The organism is Blautia liquoris, assembly GCF_015159595.1.
In the GTDB taxonomy this organism is placed as follows: domain Bacteria; phylum Bacillota; class Clostridia; order Lachnospirales; family Lachnospiraceae; genus Novisyntrophococcus; species Novisyntrophococcus liquoris.
Map to the genome: position 1 here is coordinate 1,037,027 of NZ_CP063304.1, position 24,109 is coordinate 1,061,135.

Below are 24,109 nucleotides of genomic sequence, written 5' to 3' on the forward strand. Positions count from 1 at the left end.
GAAGGTATTAACTATGTATTACGGCGTTTCATACTATCCAGAGCATAAAACAAAAGCTGAGCTGGAACATGACATTCGATTAATAAAAGAATCTGGCATTAATACTGTCAGAATGGGAGAATTTGCATGGAACAGATTTGAACCAAATGAAGGAGAGTTTCATTTTGAATGGTTGGATTTGGTGATTGAGAATTTGGGGATGGATGGTATAAAGACAATTATATGTACACCGACCGCCTGCCCCCCGGCTTGGTTAGTTGAAAAACATCCGGATATTTTATATATGGATAACCGGGGAGTACGAAGACCTTTTGGCGGCAGGAGGCACTATTGTTATAATAATAAATCGTTCCGGAAATATTCTGCTCTTATTACGGAAAAAATTGGAGAACATTACGGTGGGAATCCTTATGTTGCCGGATTTCAAATTGACAATGAATTAGCACAAGAAGGAACTGGCAGATGTGTTTGTCCGACATGTAGTGAGAAATTTCGTAACTGGTTAAAAAATAAATATAAAAATATTGAAAACTTCAATCGGAGAAGTGGCGCTGTCTTTTGGTCTCAGGAATGTAATGATTTTTCGCAGATTAATCCACCTGTAAACACGATTGAAGTAGGTGCACAGCAACAGATTCATGCATTCTATGAAAATCCCACGGTTCGCCTTGATTTCGAGAGATTTTCCAGTGATTCTCTTATTGAATTCCAGAATCTGCAAACTAAAATTCTAAAAAAATATACGAAGTATCCTGTCACTACCAATGCAACAGGGATTGCGACTAACAGCATTGATTATTATAAAAGTACAAAAGAATTAGACTGCTATGGTTTTGATTACTACCCGGGATTACGGGATACTGCTGTGGATTCATTTCCTTATGCATTTGCAAGAGGGATAAAGGCGGGAAAGCCTTTTTGGGTCATGGAGTTTATGTCAGGAGGCGGACATAGACTTGGCGGTTCAGGCCGCCTGCAGCCTAATCCCGGAGCTCTGAAACAGGCCGTAATCCAATCTTTTGCTCATGGAGCTCAGATGATGCTGCATTTTCAATTCAGAACTTTTCCCATAGGGGCAGAACAATTAAACTATGCGATTGTAGATGCAGACGGAGTACCAAGAAGAAGATATTATGAGATGAAGGAAACAGCAGAAGTATTAAGAAAGATTGAACCAATCATCTCTAATTCTAAGTTTGTAAACGAAGTGGCGATTTGTCTGGATTACGACACTCATTGGGCACTGCGGATAAAACCTGTTAATGATTCCTCTTTTTATTATTTTGACTATTGCAGAAAAATCTATCAAAGTTTGTCGGAAGTAGGGGTTAACTCAGATGTAATATCCTATGATCAGGATTTTGACCAGTATAAAATAATGATTTTACCTACAGGATTTGTCCTGTCGTTAGAGATGAGAGAAAAATTAAAAAATTATGTAAGTCACGGAGGAATTCTTCTTGGCACTTTTTTGACAAGTGTAAAAAATATAGACAATGTCGGGTATGTAGGATCTCTTCCTTCCGGTTTGAGTGATTTATTTGGAACTACGGTAGAAGAAGTAGAACCAGTTTTTGAGAACAATCATAATCACTTAAAGATAGAAGAGGGTGATTGTTCCATCACAACCACTGATGAAATATGGAGTGAGATTTTATCAGATGACAGTGAACTGGCCGGCAAATATCTGACTGACTATAAAAAGGATAAAGGTGTGATTGCCAGAAATAGTTTTGGCAAAGGAATGGCTTATTATATTGGAACGGATTTTTGCAAAGAAGATCTAAAAACTTTTCTTTTGAATATATGTAAAAACAATGGAATTTTTATTCATGAGCTATCTGGAAATGATAAGGTTGAAGTTGTCCGCCGCAGATATGAAGGAAAAGATGTATACTTTATTTTTAATTTCAACAGTGAAGAAACGGAAATTCATGTGTCGGGAATGTTTATTGACTGCCTTTCCGGAAAAGTTCTGAAAGGAAAACATAAAATTGATAGAAATGGGTATTTAATTGCAATGAAAAGTGTATAGGGAGGGTATTTGTGAACTGTCGTAATATAATATTCCTGGATAAAGCAGCCAGACGATGGGATGATGGGCTGCCAATTGGTAATGGCCGTATCGGAGCTATGGTTATGGGTAAGGTGAATGAAGAAACGATCTTTATTAATGAAGAAACCCTGTGGTATGGACCAAAAAGAAATAGAAGGAATCCGGAAACGAAATCAAACATAAATAAAATCAGACAACTACTTCAAAAAGGCAGGGTATCAGAAGCCGCTTTCCTTGCAAAAATGTCTATGACATCCACGCCGAAGTATAACAATCCTTATCAGCCGGCAGGTGATCTTCGCCTTTGTTATATGGGGAACCAGACAAAATATACAAAGTATAGAAGAGAATTGGATATTGACCATGGAATTGCCACAGTTCAATATACGATGGATGGTGTTACTTATATACGAGAACATTTTGTCAGTGAGAGATATCATGTTTTGGCAATCAGGCTTACGAGTGACGGAGAAAAAGGATTGACTTTAAGCGCTAATATGAGCCGAAAGCCCTTTGAAGAAAACACAGGAAAAATAGATGACAACACAGTAGGTAACTGGGGAATCAATGGTGTTGGCGGTGTAAGCTATTTCACAGGGGTGCGAATGACTGCCAAGGGCGGAAAAGTGAGCACTATGGGCGATTTTGTTTACTGCGAACAGGCAAAAGAAGTGTATATATATTTATCGACAAAGACAGATTTTGCCGGTAATGCGCGGTACAAAGAAGAGTGTATGGATAACCTTGACAAAGCCGTAAGATCTGGGTTTTCTAAGATGAAAAAGGAACATATGGAAGAATATGGAGAATTATTCAATCGCACCAGCTTATCTCTTAATCATACATCGAACGATATGTCGTGCGAATCTTTTCCCTCTGAGTTGCCAACAGATCAATTATTAGACAGTCTAAAAAAAGGAGATCAGACATATCTGGACTACTTAACTTTATTGCTATTTAATTTTGCAAAATATTTGATGATTTCAAGCTCTTACAATTGTGTACTTCCCGCTAACTTACAGGGAATTTGGAACGGCAGCTATGAACCGCCATGGCAGTGTGAATTTACCATTAATATTAATGAGGAGATGAATTATTGGTTTGTTGAAAAATGTAATCTTCCGGAATGTCATATGCCACTGTTTGATTTATTAGATCGTCTGGTTGAAAGTGGGAAAGTTACAGCGAAAGAAGTGTATGGATGTCGTGGATTCTGCGCTCATCATAATACAAATCTATGGGCGAGTACGGATATAGAAGGTATTTTTGACGCTTCTCCGTTCTGGGTAATGGGAGGGGCGTGGCTGTCTTTGCATCTGTATGAACATTATTTATTTACTCAGGATGAGAAATTTTTAAAAGAGAGGGCACTGCCGGTAATGAGAGAAGCGATTCGCTTTTTTGAAGACTATCTTTATGAAGATGAGGATGGGTATCTGCTGACGGGGCCATCTGTATCACCTGAAAATACATATCGCTCATCTGCCGGTGAAAAAGGTGCATTATCAATGTCTCCAACAATGGATAATATGATATTGAGACAATTATTTACCTGGTATCTGGAAGGCTCCGGGATTGTTGGAATAGATGATGAAAAAGACCGTAAAATCATACAAAATATGTTGACGAAACTGCCTCCTACCCGGATATCAAAAGATGGCCATATTATGGAGTGGTATCAAGATTATGAAGAATGCGAGCCGGGACATCGCCATATTTCTCATATGTACGGTTTACATCCGGGAAATGAAATTGTTGAACAAAAACCGGAATTATTCGAAGCGGCAAGAAAGACAATCGAATATCGGCTTTCCCATGGCGGTGGTCATACGGGATGGAGTAAGGCGTGGATTGCCTGCTTTTTTGCCAGACTCAAAGATGGAGATATGGTTTTCAATAATCTCATAGAATTTTTACAAAACTCAGTTCAGGGTAATTTACTTGATGTTCATCCGCCGTTTCAAATTGATGGGAATTTTGGCATTGTTGAGGCGATCCTGGAAGCGTTAATTCAGTCTCATGGAGGATATATTGATATTCTGCCTGCACTTCCGTCAAAATGGAAGAAAGGAGAGTTAAGAGGTGTCAGACTTCGCGGAGGTATGACAGCAGATGTCGTCTGGGAGGATTCAAAGTTAAAAGAGTGTATGGTAATTCCTGACAAGGACCAGCAAGTTGAATTTCATTATCATGATAAGGTTCAGACGTTAAAGTTAAAATCAGGAATTGCAAGTTATATACGAATGTAATCCGACTAAGTTGGAATGAAAGAAAAGATAAGTCAGTAAGAGAGGTGAAGATATGGGTCAGGATTTTTTTCAAAGCATAGCGATGACAAAACATCCAGATAAACATAAGGATCGAGAGGTTCCGGCACCATTGCTGCGTGAGGTTCAGCTTGAGGAGGTCAGCCGGCCAAAATTTCATGTTCCCTGGCAAAAAGATCCCTCCTGGGAGGAACAACAAGAACAATTTAAGCAAGATTTGGATAGACTTAGGATTTGGTCCAAACCCTTTTTGAAGAATTACCTTCCAAAGATGAATCTGCAAATTAAGACTATCCAGTTAGAAGATTTCGAGTTTCGTTATCTGGAGCAGAATGAAGTTTTTATGAATCAGAACGATCCTGAGAAAAAGTGGACACACGTTCGAATTCCTGATTATAAGGGACCTGCCGAAGAAGATGGGAACTGGGAGGCTTATTATAAATATGAGTTTTCTTTAGCTCTTCTGAATCAAGAGATTCAATCATGCCAGGAGAAAGATCGGGTTGTTCTACGCTTTCAGTGCGTGGATTATATTGCCAAGGTGTATCTGAATGGAAATTATATCGGGAGCCATGAAGGGATTTTTGCACCTTTTTCTTTTGATATTACAAAGTATCTGGAAGAAGACAATGAGCTCATTGTCTTGTGTAAGAACGAGATTCCGATTCTTGGGACAGGGCCGGTCCTGGATGGCGATAAAATATACGCAGCGACCGGTCCCGGATGGGATGATTCTGATTTGGGATGGCATCATTGTCCGGCTGGTGCCGGGATATTTGGAAAGGTAGAATTACAAGTCCGGCCGGAGATATATGTCGATGATATTTTTGTACGCCCGGAAATTGATTTGGATTATGTGGAGCTTCGAATAGGGGTACATAATTATACTTTAGAAGTAAAAGAGGATTACGAGTTTTGCATCAGGCTGATGCCAAGAAATTATGTTGGAAAACAAATTGGAGAATTAACTGCACACATCTCCTATATAGGCCCAGGGAAGAATGAATATAGATATCGTATTCCTGTAAAAGATTATAGATTATGGTGCCCGGATGAACCATGGTTATATGGAGCTTTCATTGAAGTTAAAAAAGATGAGCATGCCATATCCGAGCGAATCAGAAACTTTGGTATGAAAAAATTTGTCAGTGATGAGAGTTGTACACCAAAGGGAAAATTTTATTTAAACAATAGGCCAATTGTATTAAGAGGTGCCAATGAGATGGGAAATTTGCAGCAATGTGCAATGAGCGGAAACATCTCGCAGCTGATTGATGATATTCTGATCGCTAAGCTTTGTCATATGAACTTTTACCGCATCACACAAAGACCTGTTCAAGACGAAATTTACGATTACTTTGATATGCTGGGAATGATGAATCAGTGCGATTTTCCATTGTTTGGTTTTTTGCGAAGACCACAAGTATCGGAGGCTTTAAAGCAGGTTGGAGAAATGGAACATTTAGTTCGAGGACATGTATCCACCTGCATGGTGACGTTCATCAATGAGCCCATGTGTATTCGCCGTACAGAAAATCCTGAGGATAAGTTTTCTAAGAGATATGAAATGAAAGGACATCGACATCTGCAAAGAGATGAATTGGAAGCGTTCTTTCAAGCAGCAAGAAAGGTTATCTACATTGAGAATCCGGATCGCGTGGTTAAGAATGCAGAAGGTGACTACGATGGTCCAACGCTTGAAGGTATGCCGGATTTTCACTGTTATACCATGTGGTATACAAATCATGGTGAGCCAATTGGGAAACTTATGAGGGGATATCTTCCGCCAGTTAAAGAAGGATGGATGACAGGTTGTGGCGAATATGGTGCAGAGGGACTTGATAATGAAGATGTTATGAATAAGCGATATCCGAAAGAATGGTTAAAAGACAGCGTGGATGGCAACTGGTATCCAGATAAAATTGTGAAATCGCAAACGTATTTGGTCCATGGGGATTGGTATAAAGAGCAGCAAAACGTTCATGATTGGATAGTAAAAAGCCAGGAACACCAGGCGAAAGCGACCAGACTAATGACGGATGCATTTCGAAGAAGGGCCGACATCATCAACCAAACCGCCATTCATCTCTTGATTGATGCCTGGCCCGCCGGCTGGATGAAAGCACTGGTTGACTGCGAAAGGAATCCAAAAAGAGCTTACTTTGCTTATCAGAAAGCTTTAATCCCGCTGAGAATAAATTTATATACAGGCCGAAATCACGTGTATGATGATGAAGTTGTCGATATTGAAGCATGGCTTTTGAATGATACGGCTGAGAATAGAAACCTTACAATCATTGCAGAAATTTTTGAAGAGGGCGAGGACAGACCTTATCAGACATTTGAGAAGGCTGCAGAAGCAGATGCAGCAAATGCGTGTTATGCCGGAAAAATCAATGTCAGATTTCAACAAAGGAAAGAGCAGAATCGAACAGTTATTATAAAAGCTGGAATCTTTGACGAGAATTACATCTTGTTAAATCAAGAGACACTAAATTTGCAGATTTATCGAAGACAATCTACAGAGATTGAATCGTATGTCTATGGCAGAGCAGCGCAGGATCTCGCTGATAAACTAGTGTATACGAAGAAGAAAAAAATCATAGGTGAAACACTCGACGTATGGATGCTGAGCAAATTTGATTCTGACATTTTAGCTAAATTTGAAAACTATATAAAAAGTGGGGGAAGGGGAATTTTACTTATGACAGAAGATACCCCGGCCTTTCAATTGTTTGAATATCAAGTGAGCACACGTCCTGGTACAGAAGTGTTTTTCGCAGCCGCCTTGGATGTATATGAAAAGTATTCAATAGAGATGGTATACAACAATAAAAAAGGTTATGTAGATGCGACTGCCAGCTGTACGATCGAGACAACAATCCCCGGCAGAGATATCGTCTATACATACGATAAAAAGCCAACGGAATCTCAATTAGGACCTAAACCCAGAAAACCAATTGTAAAAATATGCAGGATTGGAATGGGTACGGTCATACTTGTAACATTATGCTGTAATGGGAGAATTGGATATAATCCCGGATTAGATCAACTGATGATAAAACTTATAGAAGGTGAAATAGTATGAGTTTCCTGCAAAAAGAGTTAGAGAATCGTGATTTGCCGAATCTTCTCCAACTTCAGACAGGAGAAATGATAACAGGCAGGGATGATTGGGAACAAAGAAGAATTGAATTAAAAGAGATCTTAAGCAGAGAATTTATTGGGTACCCTCCGCGATTTGAGACTGTCACAGATGGAGCATGCCTTTTAGAAGACGGGAATGCTTATGGAGGAAAGGCAGACATGAAAACGATTCAATTGACAATAAAATCGAGTTACAGCGTCATGTCCTTTCCTTTCACCTTGGTATTACCAAAAAAACGGAAAGAACCGCCATTGTTTCTTTATCTTTCATTTTCAGCAGCGATTGCTGATGGTATAGGAGAAGAAATTATAGATCATGGATATGCAATTGCGAATATATATTATCAGGACATGGCACCTGATTATTATGACGGCCACCATAATGGACTGGGAAGATTTGCTTCAAGGAATTCCTTTGACAGTTGGGGAAAGCTTAGAATGTGGGCCTGGGGAGCTTCCAGGATTCTTGATTATCTGCTTTTTCACGAAGAGATAGATGCAGCCAGAGTTGCTGTTATGGGGCATTCAAGATTAGGCAAGGCTGCTCTGGTGGCAGGGGCTTTTGATGAACGCTTTGGGCTAACCGCTGCCAATGAATCCGGAGCAGGAGGGGCTGCCTTATTTCGCGGGAAAACCGGGGAGAGAATCAGGAATTTATATGGTGAGGGATCCAGACTTTGGTTCTGCAGCAATTTTTTTCAATATATGGAAAAGGAAAATCAGATGCCTTTTGACCAACATTTTTTGACTGCTTTGATTGCACCTAGAAATCTTTATATAGCAAGCGCAAAACAGGATTTATGGTCAGACCCCACATCTGAATTTTTAAATGCCATTGCTGTCAATAAGATATATCAAATTTATGGCAAACAAGGAATTGAGACAGCGGACGCTTATCCGAAAGCAGGCGATGTATATCATAAGGGGAATATTGGCTATCATTTACGAGAGGGAACGCACGATCTAACCCGATATGACTGGCATAGGATTATGGAGTATCGTAAGCTGCATGATATTTGAAGGGAGTTTTCTCAGGCGGTACTGTCCTCTATGCGGGTTCTCTCCTTTCCTGGAGAGAACCCTGTGTAATCTTTGTATGTTCTATAGAAGTTTGACAGATTAGGGAATCCACATTCGTTGGCAATATCTAATATGCTTTTTTCCGTTGTGTAAAGAAGCTTTTGTGCCTGTTGGACTCTTATTCCGTTTAGATATCGGGTGAATGTACAATTCATTGTCTGATGAAAATAAGAAGAAAAATAGGAGGGAGTCATATAACAAAGGGATGCCATTTGCTGTAATGTAACTTTTTCATTGTAGTTGCTATATAGATATTGAAACACCTTTTTCAGGCGTAACATTCCGCTCTCTCGATTTCTGTAATTCTCGGGAGAATCAGGAGAAGCTTTAAAGTATCTTATTAGATGGATAAATAATTTTAGAATATCAGACTTTATGATAAGATCATATCCTATCTTCCGCGTTTGATCCTCGACAAGTATTGAATGAAAAGTTTCAAGGAATTCTGGATAATGCTCAGAACTCTTTTCTATCTTATTATAAAAACTAACGCCATATATCATAAAGTCGGTTATGACTTTATTGTGTGAGGAATCTATTAGGTTTGTGCTTAACTCAGTTGGAAAAAGGATAACTATCACTTCCATCTGAGCACTCAAAACTTCCCATCCATGTGCTTCCATTGGATTAAATATGACAAAATCCCCCTGGGAGACGGAAAAGGTTTTTTCTTTAACATTATAGATTCCAATCCCTCTTTTAATAAGCGTGATTTCTATACAGGAGTGCCAATGAAAATCGCTGTCTGCATTATCACTTCTGTTTAGGGTTAACGTTTCTAGGATAAACGGATTTTTTGTGGAAAAATTAAAATCTGCCTGATAAATATTCATCTATATGAGATTCCTTTGCTTATATTTTCATGTCTCACGCTTTTTCTTTTATATAAATCAATTATAATATTTTTTTGTATTCATGTAAACCTATCTGACTAAAAATCGTAAAATAATATAAATTTCGATAAAAATACTGGAAGAAAGGGTATACATTTCTGTATAAACTATAGATAAAGTAAACTTGATAAAAGTGCCATGCTATGTAGGTAGAAAAGTCTGGAGTTTATAGAAAGAAGGGTCGTAATGAAAGATGATAAACTGGTAATGGGAGTGTTAGGGCTAGGAGAAGGCCGCAGCGTAATTTCAGCAGTACAAAAAAGTTCTTATTATGAATTGGGAAACATCTGTGATTTAAATGATGAACTTTGCAAAAAGCGCGTAAAAGAGTTTGGTTTGTCTAAATATACAACAAGATATGAAGATATGTTAGCAGATGATAGTATTGATGTCATTGGAATCTATACGCCGGATCAATTTCACGCCAAGCATATCAAACAGGCATTAAAAGCAGGTAAGCATGTGATTTGCACAAAGCCGGTAATGATAGGGCTTGACCAGGCAAAAGATTTAGTTGGATGTGAGAAAGAATCTGGAAAATTGGTTTTTGTCGGTCAGAGCAGCAGATTTTTTGAACCTTTAAAACGTCAGAGAGAACTATATGAAGAAAAAAATATTGGGGAGTTAATCTCTGTCGAAACACATTATAAAAACGATTCTCGTTGGTTTTTGGAACGAGACTGGAGCAGGCAGCCTGGATTTTCGTGGATGTATAATTTTATGATACATGCAGTGGACCTTGCGACGTGGTATATCCCTGAGATTGAAGAGGTTTTTGGATACGGATCTGTGAGTCCCAATATGAAAAGCTATAATATTCATACGGAAGATACGATGTCTTTTGTTATGAAAGATAAAAGCGGTCATTTTGCTACAGTAGAGGGAGCCTATGGAAGTCCATGTCTTGACGGGAACATAGAATTCCCAATTGAGTGTACCTTGCGGGGAACAACAGGTATTTCAAGGGGTGGATACAGCAAATTAAAATATTATGAAAGAACCATAGATGAAACCGGCAGGCATGACAGAATGGAAACTTATGATGACAAACATGATTTCTATTTCCGCTTTGAGAAAGAAAATCATCATGCCGGAGAATATCAGAATTATATTGAATACTTTGCAAGGTGTTTACAGAAAAACATGACTCCAAAGCCAGATCTTTCTGAGGCAATTCATACGATTGGTATTATGGAGGCGATGAAACGTTCTCTTACAACAGGAATGCCGGTGAAAGTCTCAGAATTGATGCGTGAATATGAATTGGAGTAAAACAAGTACAAAATCAGGAGAGAATTGTTCATAGACGAATCGCAGTAGAAATTACATAATTGACATATGAGGAATTCTGACTTCTTCTGAATTTACAAATATATGGGGTGAAAAATATGAAAATATCCAGTTGGAATTACAATGATTATGAGGCGACAATACGGTTTCATGAGGAACAGATATGTCTTAGACCGATCAGTGAAAGGATCATCAGATGTGTATACACAAAAAGGAAGGATATTAATGAGGATTCTTATCTGATTGAAAAAAAAGAAAAAACAAATGTGGGTTTTCAAGTGACAGAAGATGAAAAGTGTGTAAAGCTAATCACTTCCAGTATGTGTGTGGAAATCGAAAAAGATACTGGTCTTATGTGCTGGAAAGATGCTTTGACTGGAACCACATATCTTCAGGAGGCAGGTAAAACACTTACCCAGATCAATAAAGTTCAATACACAACAGGGGGTGAAGCACCTGTAATTGAACGAAAAAAGACAGTGGATGGTGAGCGGAATTTTATATCCAATTTAAAGCCGAAAAGTGTTGGAACCACCTTTCGGGGACAGTTGAAATTCTCTTTTGCAGATGATGAAGGCATATATGGCCTCGGGCAAGGGGAAGAGGGGATTTACAATTACAGACATCATGTTCAATATCTATATCAACACAATATGAGGATTCCAATGCCTGTTTTTTTATCTACAAGACGATATGGAATACTTGTGGATTGTTGTTCGCTGATGACCTTTAATGATGATGAGAGAGGGTCTTATCTCTACATGGATAGTATTGACCAAATGGATTATTACTTTATTACAGGAACTTGTATGGATGATCTCGTCAGTGATATCCGAGAACTAACCGGCCGCTCAGCGATGCTTCCCAAATGGGCATATGGATACATACAATCAAAAGAACAGTATCATTCTGCAGATGAATTGGTTGAAGTTGCAAAAAAGTACCGCGAATTAGATGTGCCCATAGATTGTGTTGTTCAGGATTGGAACTCCTGGGAGCCTGGAAAATGGGGAGAGAAGATTCTGGATCAAAACCGCTATGGAAATATGAAAGATTGTGCAGAAAAATTAAAAAAGATGCATGTGCATTCTATGGTTTCTGTGTGGCCGAATATGAATAAAGGCGGAGAGAATTATACAGAATTTCTCGAGCAGGGATATCTGTTAAGTGATAACTCTACTTATAATGTATTCGATGAACATGCAAGATCCCTATATTGGAAACAGGCGAAAGAAGGACTTTTTGATCAGGGCTTTGATTCCTGGTGGTGTGATTCCACAGAACCTTTTACGGGTGCTGACTGGAATGGACCTGTGAAACGGGAGCCCTGGGAGCGATATGTGTTAGTCGGAGAGGACCATAAAAAATTTCTCGGAGCTGACAAAGCAAATATTTTTGCTCTGTTACATGCGAAGGGAATGTATGAAAACCAACGAAAAACGACGGATAAAAAGCGGGTGCTTAATCTCACAAGGTCAGGTTATCTCTCAGGCAGCAAGTATGGCGCTGTTCTTTGGTCCGGAGATATCTATGCTTCGTGGGATACATTGAAAAAACAGATCGTAGAGGGATTGAATGTCGGACTTAGTGGTTATCCGTATTGGACTCTAGACATTGGCGGATTCTTCACTGTCGGATCAAAATGGCAAAACAGAGGCTGCGGAGCCAATTTGGATCCTTCGCCAAAATGGTTTTGGTGCGGGGAATATGATGATGGCATCAATGACTTGGGATATTGTGAACTTTATACACGGTGGCTTGAATTTGCCTGCTTTCTTCCGATGTTCCGCTCACATGGAACGGATACCCCACGTGAAATATGGAATTTTGGAAAAAGAGGAACGATATTTTATGATGCAATTGAGAAATTTATTAATTTAAGATACCAATTAATGCCATATATATATTCCGCTGCGGCAAACGTACATAGAAATCATGGAACAATCATGCGGAGTCTGGTATTTGATTTTCTTGACGATGAAAAAGCAAGAGAGATATGTGATGAGTTTATGTTCGGGCCATCTATACTGGTATGCCCGGTGACACAGCCAATGTATTATGAGGCGAACAGTAAGGAGCTATCTTCTGTAAAACAAAGGGAATGTTACTTGCCGGCAGGATGTAATTGGTACGATTTCTGGACGAATGAAGGCTTCACTGGAGGACAGAAAGTCACGGTACCTGCCCCCCTGGACCGGATTCCTCTTTTTGTCAAAGAAGGCTCCATAATTCCGACGGCAAGAGGGCTTCAATATGCAGATGATATTCCGGAAAAAGGAATCGAATATTGGATATACCCGGGTAAGGATGCGTCATTTGAATTATATGATGATGAAGGAGACAACTATAATTTTGAAAAAGACGTATATACTCTTACAAGAGCCGTATGGAACAATGACGCCAGGACGTTCAAAGTAGAGAATGTTTCAGGGACATACCACAGGCAGCCAAAAGAAGAAAGGTATACAGTCACAATTATGGATGTATCTGCATCTCCCGATACTCAAAAGGACTGACACCGGTCTGCCGTTTGAATATCCTGCTAAAGTAGCCTTGGTCCGTATATCCCACGGACTCACCCACTTGACGGATTGTATATTCCGGATGGTGGGAAAGAAGGCTGCGGGCTTTTTGAATACGTAAGTTGATAAGATATTTTGAGGGCGTGCATTGATAGCGTGAACAAAATATTTTGGTCAAATAACTTGAACTGTAGTGAAGAGATTTTGCCATCAGATTAAGATTGATTTCAGATGCATAATTTTTGACAATATAATCTCTTACCATCTCAGCAATTTCGTCGGGGGTGCTTCGTGAAGATGCCTGACTAAAGCTTGCGATATAATTATTCTCTTCACTTGAAAAGTAATCCTCCACTTTGGACAAAGCTTTTTTTAGTTCATCGGAATCAATGGGTTTTAAAAGATATTCAGAAACCCCTAGTGATATAGCTGATTTTGCATAATCAAAATCAGAAAATCCACTGGTTATAATAAATTGTGTCATGGGGTAATATTCTTTTACGTTTTTAATCAACGTAAGCCCATCCATGATGGGCATACGAATATCAGTGATTAATAGATCCGGCTGCAGTTCTTTCACCAGATCATACGCTTGAATACCCGTTTGAGATTGACCAGTTACAATAAAATCAGTGCCAAGATTGTTTATCTTCGAAACAAGATTAGTCAACAGTAATTCCTCATCCTCCGCAATTATGACGGTATACTGTGATGAATACATAAGATTATTGCACCTCCTTTTTTCTATTCATGGTTTGCTCAGATTTATTATAACAGCCGATGGAGACTTTTCCGTGACCCTCCCTGGTATTTTCAAAAGAGAAAAGTGTGTTTTCGCCACAATAGAGCTTCCACCTGCAGTAGATATTAATGATGCCCATCCCGCCAATCTGCAGGGAGGGTATTCCATGTCTTGAAGAGACTTCTTTTATTTTTTGATGTAATTGTTGAATGGATTCGTCCGTAAAACCAGGTCCGGAATCCAAAACATCAATTTGCCACCGGTCCTTATATATTTTCCCTACAACAGAGATATTCCACGGAGGGATAGACTCCGTCCCATACTTTAATGCATTTTCAACTAAAGGCTGGAGTAAGAGTTTAGGGACAGGAGTATCCATCAGGGCATCTTCAATAGTTACAGAGTAGTTTAGACTCGACTGATACCGTATTTTCATACAATACAGATATCTGTTTACGTAGTCCACTTCTTCCTTAAGTGTAACGGTCATGGATGAACCGTCAGTGATATAACGCATAATCGTTGATAAATTTTTGCACATGGTGACAATCTCGTCGGGCTGCCCATTCTCAGCAAGTACACTGATGCTGGAAAGCGAGTTGTAATAAAAGTGCGGATTAATCTGTGACTGAAGAGCAAGATATTGTGATTTTTCCTCCTGTTGTCTGGTTTTCACCAACTCATCCATAGACTCTTTCAATCGAAGACTCATATGATAAAAAGCCTGATAGAGCTCCTCTGTCTCTTGTATGTTCGAATGATATGTCAAATCCTTTATCTCACCCAATGTTCTGATTTCCATCGATTGAATCATGTGTCTTAAATATTTGATAGGATTGACAAGGTTTTTCGACATGATATAAGACAAAGGAAATGTTGAGAGCATCAGAAGAAAGCTGAAGAATAGTAAAAACTTTACCATTGTATGTACAGGCTGTAAAATAACATCTTCTTGCTGAATTAGTAAATAAGTCCATCCGGTATAAGGAGAATAGGAATAGCTAAGAATTTCATTCGTTCCCTTTGTGTTGTTTTGGATGACTGTATTGTTTTTGGCTGTTGCAGAAGCTGCAGAACTTGCAATATTATAATACTTTCTGCAGGCTTTATGGTCAATGTTGTCTGAATCATATGGATAAATTATCTTTCCGCTATCTGAGAAGATATATACATCAGCCGACTGATTTGATTTCTTTTTGTATCTTTGTATTACCTGGAAGACGCTCTTGCAGCTTTTATTGGTTTCTATCATTCCAATTGTTCTGCCATGAGAGTTGGTGAATGTTCTATAGAGTGAAAGAGACCAGTTAGAGAAATTCATGGTTTTTTCACTATACTGTGGCAAACTTATATATTTTCTCCCATTCAGGCTGAGAGTTTTCTTCAGCCAGGGGAGAGAATCCAAATCCACCCTATCAGTTCGTGTTAATAGGCCATAAGAAATTTTATTTCCGGACAGATCAAACAGGTTGATAAGATCTGTTCGAACATCGGTGCCGTTGATGGAGGAAAGCAGATCAGACAGTTCTTTTAAGGAACCATGTTCCGTGTTTAAACTGAAGTCCGGATTTAATTTTTCTCCAATCAGACTGCTGTAATTAATATTATTGGACACAATATCCATACCTTGAATGGAATACTCAACCTGAGTTTGAATGGAAGAGTTGACTTCATTAAGGGCTTGTTTTTCCTCATTTATAAGTTTTCTTGATACATAGAAATAGAAAAACAAAGTAAAAACAATTAAAATAAAAGCTGTGATGATAAGGTAAGTTTTAAAAATCTTTTTCTGCATGTTGACAGGATTTTTCTTCATTCCGCTATCTCCTTTACCCTGTTAACCTATTATATCATTTTAGTAAAAAAAGTACAAATAGTGTTTAAAAATATCTATAGACTTCAATAAAATGTACAGAGTATAATTTAACTATTAAGAAAAAAGGAGATATCAAAGATGAAAAGGAGAACGATTAGTGTTTTTATCAGCATCATGATGGCTGGGGCTTTTGCAGCAGGATGTGGGAATGCCGATAAAACGAAAGAAACAAATGATGCAGTAAAATCGGAAGCATCGAAAAGCGAAGAGGATACAAAGGACAATAAGGAATATGCAGGAGAGGAGCTAAGCATCATGGTTTCCGCAGGATGGATGGATAACCGTTATGATGAAACAATCAAACGTTTTGAAGATACCTATGATGTCACGGTGGATTTACAGACGATACCTGCGGATCAATATGGTGATTTACTTTCTTCGAAATTGACAACAGATTCCTGTACCGATATTTTTTGGATTCAGTCAAACCCCTTTGCTATTGCATCACAGATTGTAGATCCCGAGAAATACTGTATTGATTTTTCCGATGCAGAATGGAAATCGGTAATTCCGGAAACCAGAATTCCATCCTGTGAATATGACGGCAAATTATATGGCCTGCAGATCTGGCATAATTCGCTAGAATACGTGATGGTATATAATAAAACGATGTTTGAAGAACTGAATCTGACTGCACCAAAGACATACGAGGAGCTGCTGGATGTCTGTATGAAGCTATCTGATGAAGGAATTACTCCATGGCTTATGCCAGGGGCAGACGGATGGCAGCATCAGCTGGCGTTTTTCCAAATTGGCGGGGCTTATGAAGCTGATCAGCCGGGATTGTATGATAAACTGAATAAGAATGAGGCAACATTCGCAGATAACAAGCTTATGATTAAAGTTTTAGAAGAATTTAAAGAATTATCGGATAAGGGATATTTCGGAGAAGATTGGATTGGTACGGACAGCACAAATATGATAAACGAATTCGGAGACAGAAATTGTGCAATGGCTCTGGCAAATTCGTCCACGATTAAGCAAATTCAAGATGAGACAGGCACTTCAGATGAGTTTGGTATGTTTCTTGAACCACTCGCTGAGAATACTTATTTCCCCACGAGCCCTGCAGGTCCTACAATGTTTGGCTATAAGGGCAGCGAACATCCCGAATTGGTTAAAGAATTTTTTAAATTTGTGACTACAACGAAGAGTCTTCAAGAAATTTTGGATAATTCGCCGTCATATACGAACCTTGATGTGAATGATGACAAGCTGAAACAACATTGGCTGCCAGAGGAAGAAGAATTCATGTCTGATATTCCGGAAGAGAAGATGAAGACCTCTGTTCTGCAAAATGGCACCAAATATACAAATGACTACTGGATGCAGTTTGGTCAGGATATGATAGCCTATTGTACCGGGCAGATGGATGCGAACACTGTATTAAAAAATATGGATGTCAACAGGGCAGAAGCGGCTAAGGTTGCTGAAGACCCGGATTGGGCGAAATAGTCAGAGAACTTTTGGTCTTAATATTTTAATGAAAATGTAATGCCGGAGGACAAAGCTTCTTCGGCATTACATTACGTAAAATTCAAGAAAAAGGAAGTATAACTAATATGAATAAAAAAAGAATTTATCCGCAATGGTTTCTGATTATTCCGCTAACACTATATATTGTATTCTTTTTACTACCCAGTGTTTTGGGTCTGCTCTATTCTTTTACTGACTGGAATGCCAGAAGTCTTGATAAAATTAATTTTGTCGGAATTCAAAATTATAAAGACATTTTTACCTCGAACAAAGATTATGCCTCAGGAATCTTTAATACACTGAAATTTACTGTGATTTCCAATGTGATTAAACTGATACCTGCACTGTTCATAGCAATCATGTTACAAGAAGGTCTTAGAGGAAAGAATGTATATAGAACGATTCTTTACCTTCCATCCATATTACCGTTTCTTATCATTGGTCTTACTTTTAAATCTATATTTAACTATAATACAGGGCTTTTAAATACAGCGCTGGACTTTTTCCATCTGGGTTTTATGAAACAGAAATGGTTGTCGGACTTAGATGTTGTCTGGAAATCAATATTTGGGGTAGATGCATGGAGAGGTATCGGCTATGTTATGACCATATTTTTAGCGGGGTTGAATACAATACCGAGATCATATTATGAGGCAGCTGAGATCGATGGTGCGAACTTCTGGCAGAGACTAAGGCATATTACACTTCCTATGCTTTCCGGTTCCATTATGATTAACTTAGTGTTTGGCCTTACATATGGCTTAAAAGTGTTTGATATTATATATGTTCTCACAAATGGCGGTCCAGGGCATGCGACAGAAGTGATCACTACATATGCTTACCAACTTTACTCAACGGGTCAATACGGGATGTCAACTGCTTTAAACTCAATCTTGCTTATCATAACCGCAGTGATTGGTGTGGTCGTAGTAAAGGTTATGAGTAAAAAGGAGGTACAGCAGTGATGAAGAGAAAAATACAGACTTTATTAAAACAGATTGTATGTATTATCATGAGCCTGATCGTTATTGTTCCGTTTTACATGGTTATCATTAATTCTTTTAAGACAAAGAGTGAAGCGGCAAGGATGAGCCTTTCACTTCCCAAACAGTGGGTCTTTAGAAATTATCTTGAGGTGATTGAGAAAGGAAGACTTTTTCAGGGATTTGCAAATAGCTTTCTTTATGCATTTGTTTCTACTACGATAGGGGTCATCTGCTGTGCTATGGGTGCATTCGTCATTTGCCGTAACAGGACAAAGCTAAATAACTTTCTTTATTATTTTATTTTGTGTGGTTTGTTTTTCCCAGTCAACTATGTAACCCTGGTAAAGGTATTGAACCGGACCGGGCTGGCAAATACGAGACTTGGAATTATCGTTGTATTTACAAGCTCAATGATTCCATTTTGTATTTTTACAATTCGTAATTTTGTCACGTCACTTCCCGTGGAACTTGATGAAGCGGCGATTATTGATGGGGCGGGGCCTGTAACATTGTTTTATAAGATTATTGTTCCAATGCTCAAACCTACCCTTGTGACATGTTTTATCCTGCAGTTTATGGGGATTTGGAGTGATTTTTTAACACCCTTATATTTATCAAATAATAGTTCCATGTTTCCGATGACCATGGCTGTTTATCAGTTTTTCGGAAAAAACAAAAGCTATTGGAATTATATATTTGCGGATATCGTATTAACTTGTCTGCCAGTTGTGATTGTTTACTTACTAGGTCAGAAATATATCATCGGAGGGATGACATCGGGTGCTGTCAAAGAATAATATGAAAATTGTCAGAAAAGAACCGGCGAAACGATTTGGTGAAGCATATGCCATCGGAAACGGACATATAGGTGCTATGGTATATGGAGGAGTAAAAACAGAGAAAATTGAACTATCCGAGAACTCATTCTTTAGTGGGTGTGAGAGCATGAAGAATGATAACCAACCTGGGGCCTCAATTGCCTTCCAGCAGATGCGTGAGTTGATTCAACAAGGAAAATATGAACAAGCCCATCAGATCTCGAAGAAGTTTTATGGTAATAGAAATAACTACGGTACAAATCTTCCGGTCGGAAGTCTCTTGATAGATAGAGAGAGAGAAATGCCTGTGGATAACTATAGCAGAACCTTGAATATCGAAACCGGGGCTGCCCTGGCATCATGGGAAACAGGAGGAGAAAGAACCTGCACGGAATCTTTTGCCTCTCATGTAAACAATATCTTGTTTTATCAAATTGCTCAGACATCTCATAATATACATTTGCGCATACATTTTCATTCGCCCAGAGATGGGGATAGGATTGTCTGTAGTCCATCAAAGATACAATTTGACTGTCAGGCATTAGAGCCTTTACATAGTGATGGAAGAACTGGGGTATGCCTGTATGGAGAATTGCGAATTGTTACCGATGGGACTGTACAGTGTTTCCAAGATGCGTTAAAGGTTCAAAAAGCTTCTTATGTGAGATGCTATCTAAGTATGGAAACCGACTTTGTTCTGGATGGTGGAAAGATTGGAAAAGAGATGATCCGCCAGAGAGTTTGTAAGACTCTCGATGACGTCAGGCGAACATCTTGTAAGCAATTACGGGAATCACATGAGGCAGATATGAGATCGCTTTTTAAAAGGAATACGCTTGAGATTCGAGGCGAGAAAGATGAATTTGTCAAATCTATTCCACTTATGTACCAGATGGGGCGATATCTCCTATATTCCAGCTGCCGTGAGGATTCAAAATTGCCGGCAAATCTTCAGGGGATCTGGAATGATAATGTTGCCTGCAGGATCGGATGGACTTGCGACATGCATCTAGATATCAATACACAGATGAATTATTGGCCTTCAGAGGTGACAAATCTTTCATCCGTCTCATCAAACTTATTTAGATGGATAAAAAAACTTGCTGTATCAGGTGAGATGACGGCAAAGACAAGTTATGGATATCCGGGCTGGGCAGGGGAGATAGTTTCTAATGCATGGGCATATACGGCTCCATATTGGGCAACACCGCTGTCCCCCTGCCCGACAGGAGGTGTATGGATCTTAACTCAGATGTGGGAGCATTATCAATTTACCTCAGATACGGTTTTCCTGGAAAAAGAAGCTATGCCTGTAATAGAAGGAGCAGTGAGATTTTTCGCAGATTATGTCACGGAAGATAAAAGCAGCGGATATTTTACCAGTGGGCCTTCGATATCTCCCGAAAATGGGTTTCTCCTAAATAATAAAATATATTACATGAGCATGGGATGTACATACGAAATCACAATGATCCGTGAACTGTTTGATCTATATCAAAAAGCTTGTGACGTTCTGCAAGAAGATACGGAGCTTTTAAGAAGAGTTTCATTAATCAAAGAAAGACTTCTCCCATACCGGATTTTGAGCGATGGCAGTATTGCTGAATATAATCATGATTATCCTGTTATGGACTCCTGGCACAGACATACGAGCCATCTGTTGGGAATCTTTCCGTTTGCACAAATTACTCCTGAAAACGAAAAATTGTCAAAAGCAGCGGAGGTTACCATCCAAAATAAAATCACGCCGGAGGAAAATTGGGAAGATACAGGATGGGCGAGATCCATGCTGGCACTTTATGAGGCAAGGCTTCATAATCCGAAAAAGGCATGGTATCATATCAGCAGAATGTTGGAAAATTTACTTGAACCGAACGGGTTTATCATACACCCTCCAACCAGAGGCACTCATGTGTCTGATCAGGTTTATGAGCTCGATGGAAACACTGGACTTACCAGCTGTATTGCTGAGATGCTGCTTCAAAGTCATAATGGAGTTGTTCAGTTCCTCCCCTGCCTGCCCCCGGAGTGGGAAGAAGGCACAGTAAGAGGCTTGCGGGCAAGGGGTGCAATTACCGTAGATATCGTATGGAAGAACAAAAAATACACAGCCAGTCTGACTGCAGATTCAGACTGCCAATGTATGATACTTTTAGACAATATCAAGAGGCCTGTGAACCTGAAAGCAAAAAAAACTTTTGTGATAAGTGGAAAGTTATCGAAAGCGTCAGCGTGTTAATTTAGAAACGCTGTCTCTTTTGATCAGTTTTGTACTCATGGACATTTTTAACGACTCTCTGTGATTATCAGAAACACGGTCCATGAGCCGCTGAACAGCTGTTGCGCCTAATTCTTTTTTCTTGACGCGCATTGTGGACAAAGATGGAACCATCATATCACAAAGCGGCATGTCATCAAATCCAATGATAGATATATCCTCAGGGATTCGAATGCCATTTTCTCTGAATGCTTTCATGGCTGCAGCGGCTATGATATCGTTATCTGCGAAATAAGCATCAGCTAAATCTGTTTTTTGATTTAAAATATTTATCATGTCCTGATACCCCTCCTCTGATGTCGGAGTAATCAAGTGTACATAAGGATGAGAGGTGCTGATATCACAAGCACGAAGAGCTTTATAATATCCGTCCGCTCTTTCGGAAAAGTTGCTGATGTCAATATTAGAATGCAGGTATCCAATATTCTTATGCCCGCATTTAATCAAGTGGCTAGTGGCATTAAAAGCTCCCTGAATATTATTAATTAACACGCAATCGTAGTTAATCTCATCATAATAACAATCCAGTACCACAATGGGTACAGAAAAGTTTTTGAATTTGTTAAAGTCCTCCTTTTTCATCTCGGTGGCCAGAAGTAAAATTCCGATACAGTCAACGCTGTTTAAACTCTCTAGTTGTTTCGAGGTATCCATGTTTTCGTAGAAATATGATACGTGTAATGCACAATTCTGACGTGTACATTCATTCGTGATTCCCTCAGTCATCTGAGAAAAGAAAGGAGTATCTGCTGCAATTTTTCCGTGCTTTTTATAACAGATCAGTTGAATTACTCCGGATTCTGCCTCGCAAGTGGAAGGGTCTTTAAGCTTATATCCGTATTCGCGAGCTGTTTTTAATACGAGCTCTCTTGTTGATTCGCTGATACCCGGCTTATTATTAAAAACCATAGACACTGTAGCAGGAGAAACATGAACAAGGTTAGCCAATTCCTTTGCAGAAATATTCATCTAAATATTACCTTTCTAAATTAATGTAAGTTCAATAAATAATAAAATAATCTGTGTATCATCAGTGTCAAAACACTTTTGACCTTGCATCATTTTAATATGATTCTGGTGAGAAGTCAACTGTGAAATTAAATTATGGATTCATCAAAACCATAGAGTTTGTTCTACGATTCGCATACTGTTAATTGAATACTATCTTGACAAAAGCAGAAATATTTAATAAAATTAAGTAAGAATTAAATGATATTTAAAAATTATACTAAATTATAGGGCATAGTCAGAGGAGGACTCAGATGAAAAAAATTAGAATAGGATTTGCACCCACAAGAAGAAGCATATTTAGCGCACCTGATGCCATAAAGTATGCAGATTTGACCAGAAAACGTTTGAGAGAATTGAATGTGGAATTCGTCGATATCACAGACATCAATGAAGAAGGCTTATTTTATGATGAAGCAGACAGGGAAAAAATCGAAGAAAAGTTTCGAAAAGAGAATGTAAAGGGAGTATTCTTTCCTCATACAAATTTTGGCACCGAATATGTCTGTGCCAGACTGGCGAGAGATCTGAACGTACCTGTACTTTTATGGGGTCCCAGAGATGAGAGACCGGATGAAAATGGGATTCGTCTGAGAGACAGCCAGTGTGGCCTGTTTGCGACCGGAAAAGTCCTCAGGAGGTTTCAGGTACCCTTTACATATATGAATAACTGCCGTCTGGAGGATCCTGAGTTTGAAAGAGGCCTGATGGATTTTCTTGCGGTGTGTAATGTTGTGGATGTATTCAGACATACAAGAATCCTTCAGATTGCTCCAAGGCCATTTGACTTCTGGTCTACCATGTGTAACGAGGGGGAACTTTTAGAGAAGTTTAATATCCAGCTATCGCCGATTCCCATGCCGGAACTTACGGCACAGATGAAAGAAGTAAAAGATAAGGAGCCTGATGAAATCAAACAGGTACTTGATTATTGCAGATCTCATTACTGTATCAAAGTCAGGCCAAAGGAGCTTGAACAGGTCGCCATATTAAAGATAGCGATGAGAAAACTGGCGGATAAATATGGCTGCAATGCGGCTGCAATACAATGCTGGAATGCACTTCAGGATGAGATTGGCATCATGCCATGTGCTGCAAATTCATTGTTAGATGAGGAGGGACTTCCTGTTGTCTGTGAAACAGATATTCATGGTGCTATTACGCAGTTGATCGTGGAAGCGGCTTCTATGAATGAAAAAAGAGGCTTCTTTGCAGACTGGACAGTACGTCATCCGGATAATGATAATGGAGAATTGCTGCAGCATTGTGGATTATGGCCGATCTCTGTGGCACAGGAGAAACCTACAATCGGATACCCGCTCGCATTCGACCATCCGGGTGCAGTAGAAGCAAAAGCAAAACTGGGGGACATGACGATTGCCCGTTTTGATGGTGACAATGGGGAATATTCTCTGCTTTTGGGCAATGCGAAAGGTATCGAGGGGCCTTACACCAAAGGAACGTATGTATGGATTGAAGTGGAAAACCTAAAACGGTTGGAGGCAAAGTTGGTGGAGGGACCATACATTCATCACTGTGTGGGCATTCACAAGGATGTAGTACCTGTGCTCTACGAGTCTTGTAAATACCTTGGGGTGACACCTGATTTTTACGACCCAATTGAGGAAAATGTTAAAGCATATCTAAGAGGGGAATGATTCCGTTTCTGA

The 24,109-nt window shown here is 39.1% G+C and carries 15 protein-coding genes; 11 read left to right on the forward strand and 4 right to left on the reverse strand.

The window, feature by feature from the left end:
* Positions 1 to 13 precede the first annotated feature (13 nt).
* The 4 genes from INP51_RS04690 to INP51_RS04705 are packed head-to-tail and all read left to right on the forward strand — an operon-like array spanning position 14 to position 8,490.
* Positions 14 to 2,035 (forward strand): beta-galactosidase, encoded by a 2,022-nt coding sequence (locus INP51_RS04690; RefSeq protein ID WP_193736570.1) that lies wholly within the window; start codon positions 14 to 16, stop codon positions 2,033 to 2,035.
* Between the two features lie 11 nt (positions 2,036 to 2,046).
* On the forward strand, positions 2,047 to 4,305 hold the full coding sequence (locus tag INP51_RS04695) for a glycoside hydrolase family 95 protein (RefSeq protein WP_193736571.1): 2,259 nt from the start codon (positions 2,047 to 2,049) through the stop codon (positions 4,303 to 4,305).
* 52 nt (positions 4,306 to 4,357) lie between these two features.
* The gene (locus INP51_RS04700; protein ID WP_193736572.1) at positions 4,358 to 7,411 is read left to right on the forward strand and encodes a glycosyl hydrolase 2 galactose-binding domain-containing protein; all 3,054 of its coding nucleotides are present in this window, start codon (positions 4,358 to 4,360) and stop codon (positions 7,409 to 7,411) included.
* Complete coding sequence (locus INP51_RS04705) at positions 7,408 to 8,490, forward strand: alpha/beta hydrolase family protein (protein ID WP_193736573.1); 1,083 nt, start codon at positions 7,408 to 7,410, stop codon at positions 8,488 to 8,490. Before INP51_RS04700 ends, INP51_RS04705 begins: the two co-directional genes overlap by 4 nt.
* Positions 8,491 to 8,501: 11 nt before the next feature.
* On the opposite strand, the gene INP51_RS04710 is transcribed toward INP51_RS04705, so the two are convergent.
* The gene (locus INP51_RS04710; protein ID WP_193736574.1) at positions 8,502 to 9,383 is read right to left on the reverse strand and encodes an AraC family transcriptional regulator; all 882 of its coding nucleotides are present in this window, start codon (positions 9,381 to 9,383) and stop codon (positions 8,502 to 8,504) included.
* Between the two features lie 246 nt (positions 9,384 to 9,629).
* Here INP51_RS04710 and INP51_RS04715 point away from each other — a divergent pair, with 246 nt between their 5' ends.
* Positions 9,630 to 10,715: a Gfo/Idh/MocA family protein gene (locus INP51_RS04715; protein WP_193736575.1), complete on the forward strand. Its 1,086-nt coding sequence runs from the start codon at positions 9,630 to 9,632 to the stop codon at positions 10,713 to 10,715.
* Between the two features lie 116 nt (positions 10,716 to 10,831).
* On the forward strand, positions 10,832 to 13,249 hold the full coding sequence (locus tag INP51_RS04720; protein WP_193736576.1) for a glycoside hydrolase family 31 protein: 2,418 nt from the start codon (positions 10,832 to 10,834) through the stop codon (positions 13,247 to 13,249).
* On the opposite strand, the gene INP51_RS04725 is transcribed toward INP51_RS04720, so the two are convergent.
* Together INP51_RS04725 and INP51_RS04730 are read right to left on the reverse strand one after the other, a co-directional pair.
* On the reverse strand, positions 13,209 to 13,976 hold the full coding sequence (locus INP51_RS04725; protein ID WP_193736577.1) for a response regulator transcription factor: 768 nt from the start codon (positions 13,974 to 13,976) through the stop codon (positions 13,209 to 13,211). The genes INP51_RS04720 and INP51_RS04725 overlap by 41 nt on opposite strands.
* 4 nt (positions 13,977 to 13,980) lie before the next feature.
* Positions 13,981 to 15,813, reverse strand: a complete 1,833-nt coding sequence (locus tag INP51_RS04730) for a sensor histidine kinase (RefSeq protein WP_193736578.1) — start codon at positions 15,811 to 15,813, stop codon at positions 13,981 to 13,983.
* Between the two features lie 138 nt (positions 15,814 to 15,951).
* On the opposite strand from INP51_RS04730, the gene INP51_RS04735 reads away from it, so the two are divergent.
* The 4 genes from INP51_RS04735 to INP51_RS04750 all read left to right on the forward strand — a co-directional run bounded on the left by INP51_RS04735 (position 15,952) and on the right by INP51_RS04750 (position 21,392).
* Positions 15,952 to 17,328 (forward strand): ABC transporter substrate-binding protein, encoded by a 1,377-nt coding sequence (locus INP51_RS04735; RefSeq protein ID WP_193736579.1) that lies wholly within the window; start codon positions 15,952 to 15,954, stop codon positions 17,326 to 17,328.
* Between the two features lie 107 nt (positions 17,329 to 17,435).
* Positions 17,436 to 18,314 (forward strand): carbohydrate ABC transporter permease, encoded by an 879-nt coding sequence (locus tag INP51_RS04740; RefSeq protein WP_193736580.1) that lies wholly within the window; start codon positions 17,436 to 17,438, stop codon positions 18,312 to 18,314.
* Entirely contained in the window at positions 18,314 to 19,132 is an 819-nt protein-coding gene (locus INP51_RS04745; RefSeq protein ID WP_193736581.1) for a carbohydrate ABC transporter permease, read from the forward strand. The genes INP51_RS04740 and INP51_RS04745 overlap by 1 nt, the downstream gene beginning before the upstream one ends.
* A gap of 1 nt (position 19,133) precedes the next feature.
* Positions 19,134 to 21,392, forward strand: a complete 2,259-nt coding sequence (locus tag INP51_RS04750) for a glycosyl hydrolase family 95 catalytic domain-containing protein (protein ID WP_193736582.1) — start codon at positions 19,134 to 19,136, stop codon at positions 21,390 to 21,392.
* Here the strand turns inward: INP51_RS04750 and INP51_RS04755 are convergent.
* Entirely contained in the window at positions 21,381 to 22,400 is a 1,020-nt protein-coding gene (locus INP51_RS04755) for a LacI family DNA-binding transcriptional regulator (RefSeq protein ID WP_193736583.1), read from the reverse strand. The two genes, INP51_RS04750 and INP51_RS04755, sit on opposite strands and share 12 nt — an antisense overlap.
* A 293-nt stretch (positions 22,401 to 22,693) precedes the next feature.
* Here INP51_RS04755 and INP51_RS04760 point away from each other — a divergent pair, with 293 nt between their 5' ends.
* On the forward strand, positions 22,694 to 24,097 hold the full coding sequence (locus INP51_RS04760; RefSeq protein WP_193736584.1) for an L-fucose/L-arabinose isomerase family protein: 1,404 nt from the start codon (positions 22,694 to 22,696) through the stop codon (positions 24,095 to 24,097).
* The last annotated feature ends 12 nt before the right edge of the window (positions 24,098 to 24,109 follow it).

Bases quoted from the DNA above. Each gene is read 5' to 3' on its own strand.
- INP51_RS04690 (WP_193736570.1), top strand. From the start codon at position 14: ATGTATTACGGCGTTTCATACTATCCAGAGCATAAAACAAAAGCTGAG.
- INP51_RS04700 (WP_193736572.1), top strand. From the start codon at position 4,358: ATGGGTCAGGATTTTTTTCAAAGCATAGCGATGACAAAACATCCAGAT.
- INP51_RS04705 (WP_193736573.1), top strand. From the start codon at position 7,408: ATGAGTTTCCTGCAAAAAGAGTTAGAGAATCGTGATTTGCCGAATCTT.
- INP51_RS04710 (WP_193736574.1), bottom strand. From the start codon at position 9,383: ATGAATATTTATCAGGCAGATTTTAATTTTTCCACAAAAAATCCGTTT.
- INP51_RS04715 (WP_193736575.1), top strand. From the start codon at position 9,630: ATGAAAGATGATAAACTGGTAATGGGAGTGTTAGGGCTAGGAGAAGGC.
- INP51_RS04720 (WP_193736576.1), top strand. From the start codon at position 10,832: ATGAAAATATCCAGTTGGAATTACAATGATTATGAGGCGACAATACGG.
- INP51_RS04725 (WP_193736577.1), bottom strand. From the start codon at position 13,976: ATGTATTCATCACAGTATACCGTCATAATTGCGGAGGATGAGGAATTA.
- INP51_RS04730 (WP_193736578.1), bottom strand. From the start codon at position 15,813: ATGAAGAAAAATCCTGTCAACATGCAGAAAAAGATTTTTAAAACTTAC.
- INP51_RS04735 (WP_193736579.1), top strand. From the start codon at position 15,952: ATGAAAAGGAGAACGATTAGTGTTTTTATCAGCATCATGATGGCTGGG.
- INP51_RS04740 (WP_193736580.1), top strand. From the start codon at position 17,436: ATGAATAAAAAAAGAATTTATCCGCAATGGTTTCTGATTATTCCGCTA.
- INP51_RS04745 (WP_193736581.1), top strand. From the start codon at position 18,314: ATGAAGAGAAAAATACAGACTTTATTAAAACAGATTGTATGTATTATC.
- INP51_RS04750 (WP_193736582.1), top strand. From the start codon at position 19,134: ATGAAAATTGTCAGAAAAGAACCGGCGAAACGATTTGGTGAAGCATAT.
- INP51_RS04755 (WP_193736583.1), bottom strand. From the start codon at position 22,400: ATGAATATTTCTGCAAAGGAATTGGCTAACCTTGTTCATGTTTCTCCT.
- INP51_RS04760 (WP_193736584.1), top strand. From the start codon at position 22,694: ATGAAAAAAATTAGAATAGGATTTGCACCCACAAGAAGAAGCATATTT.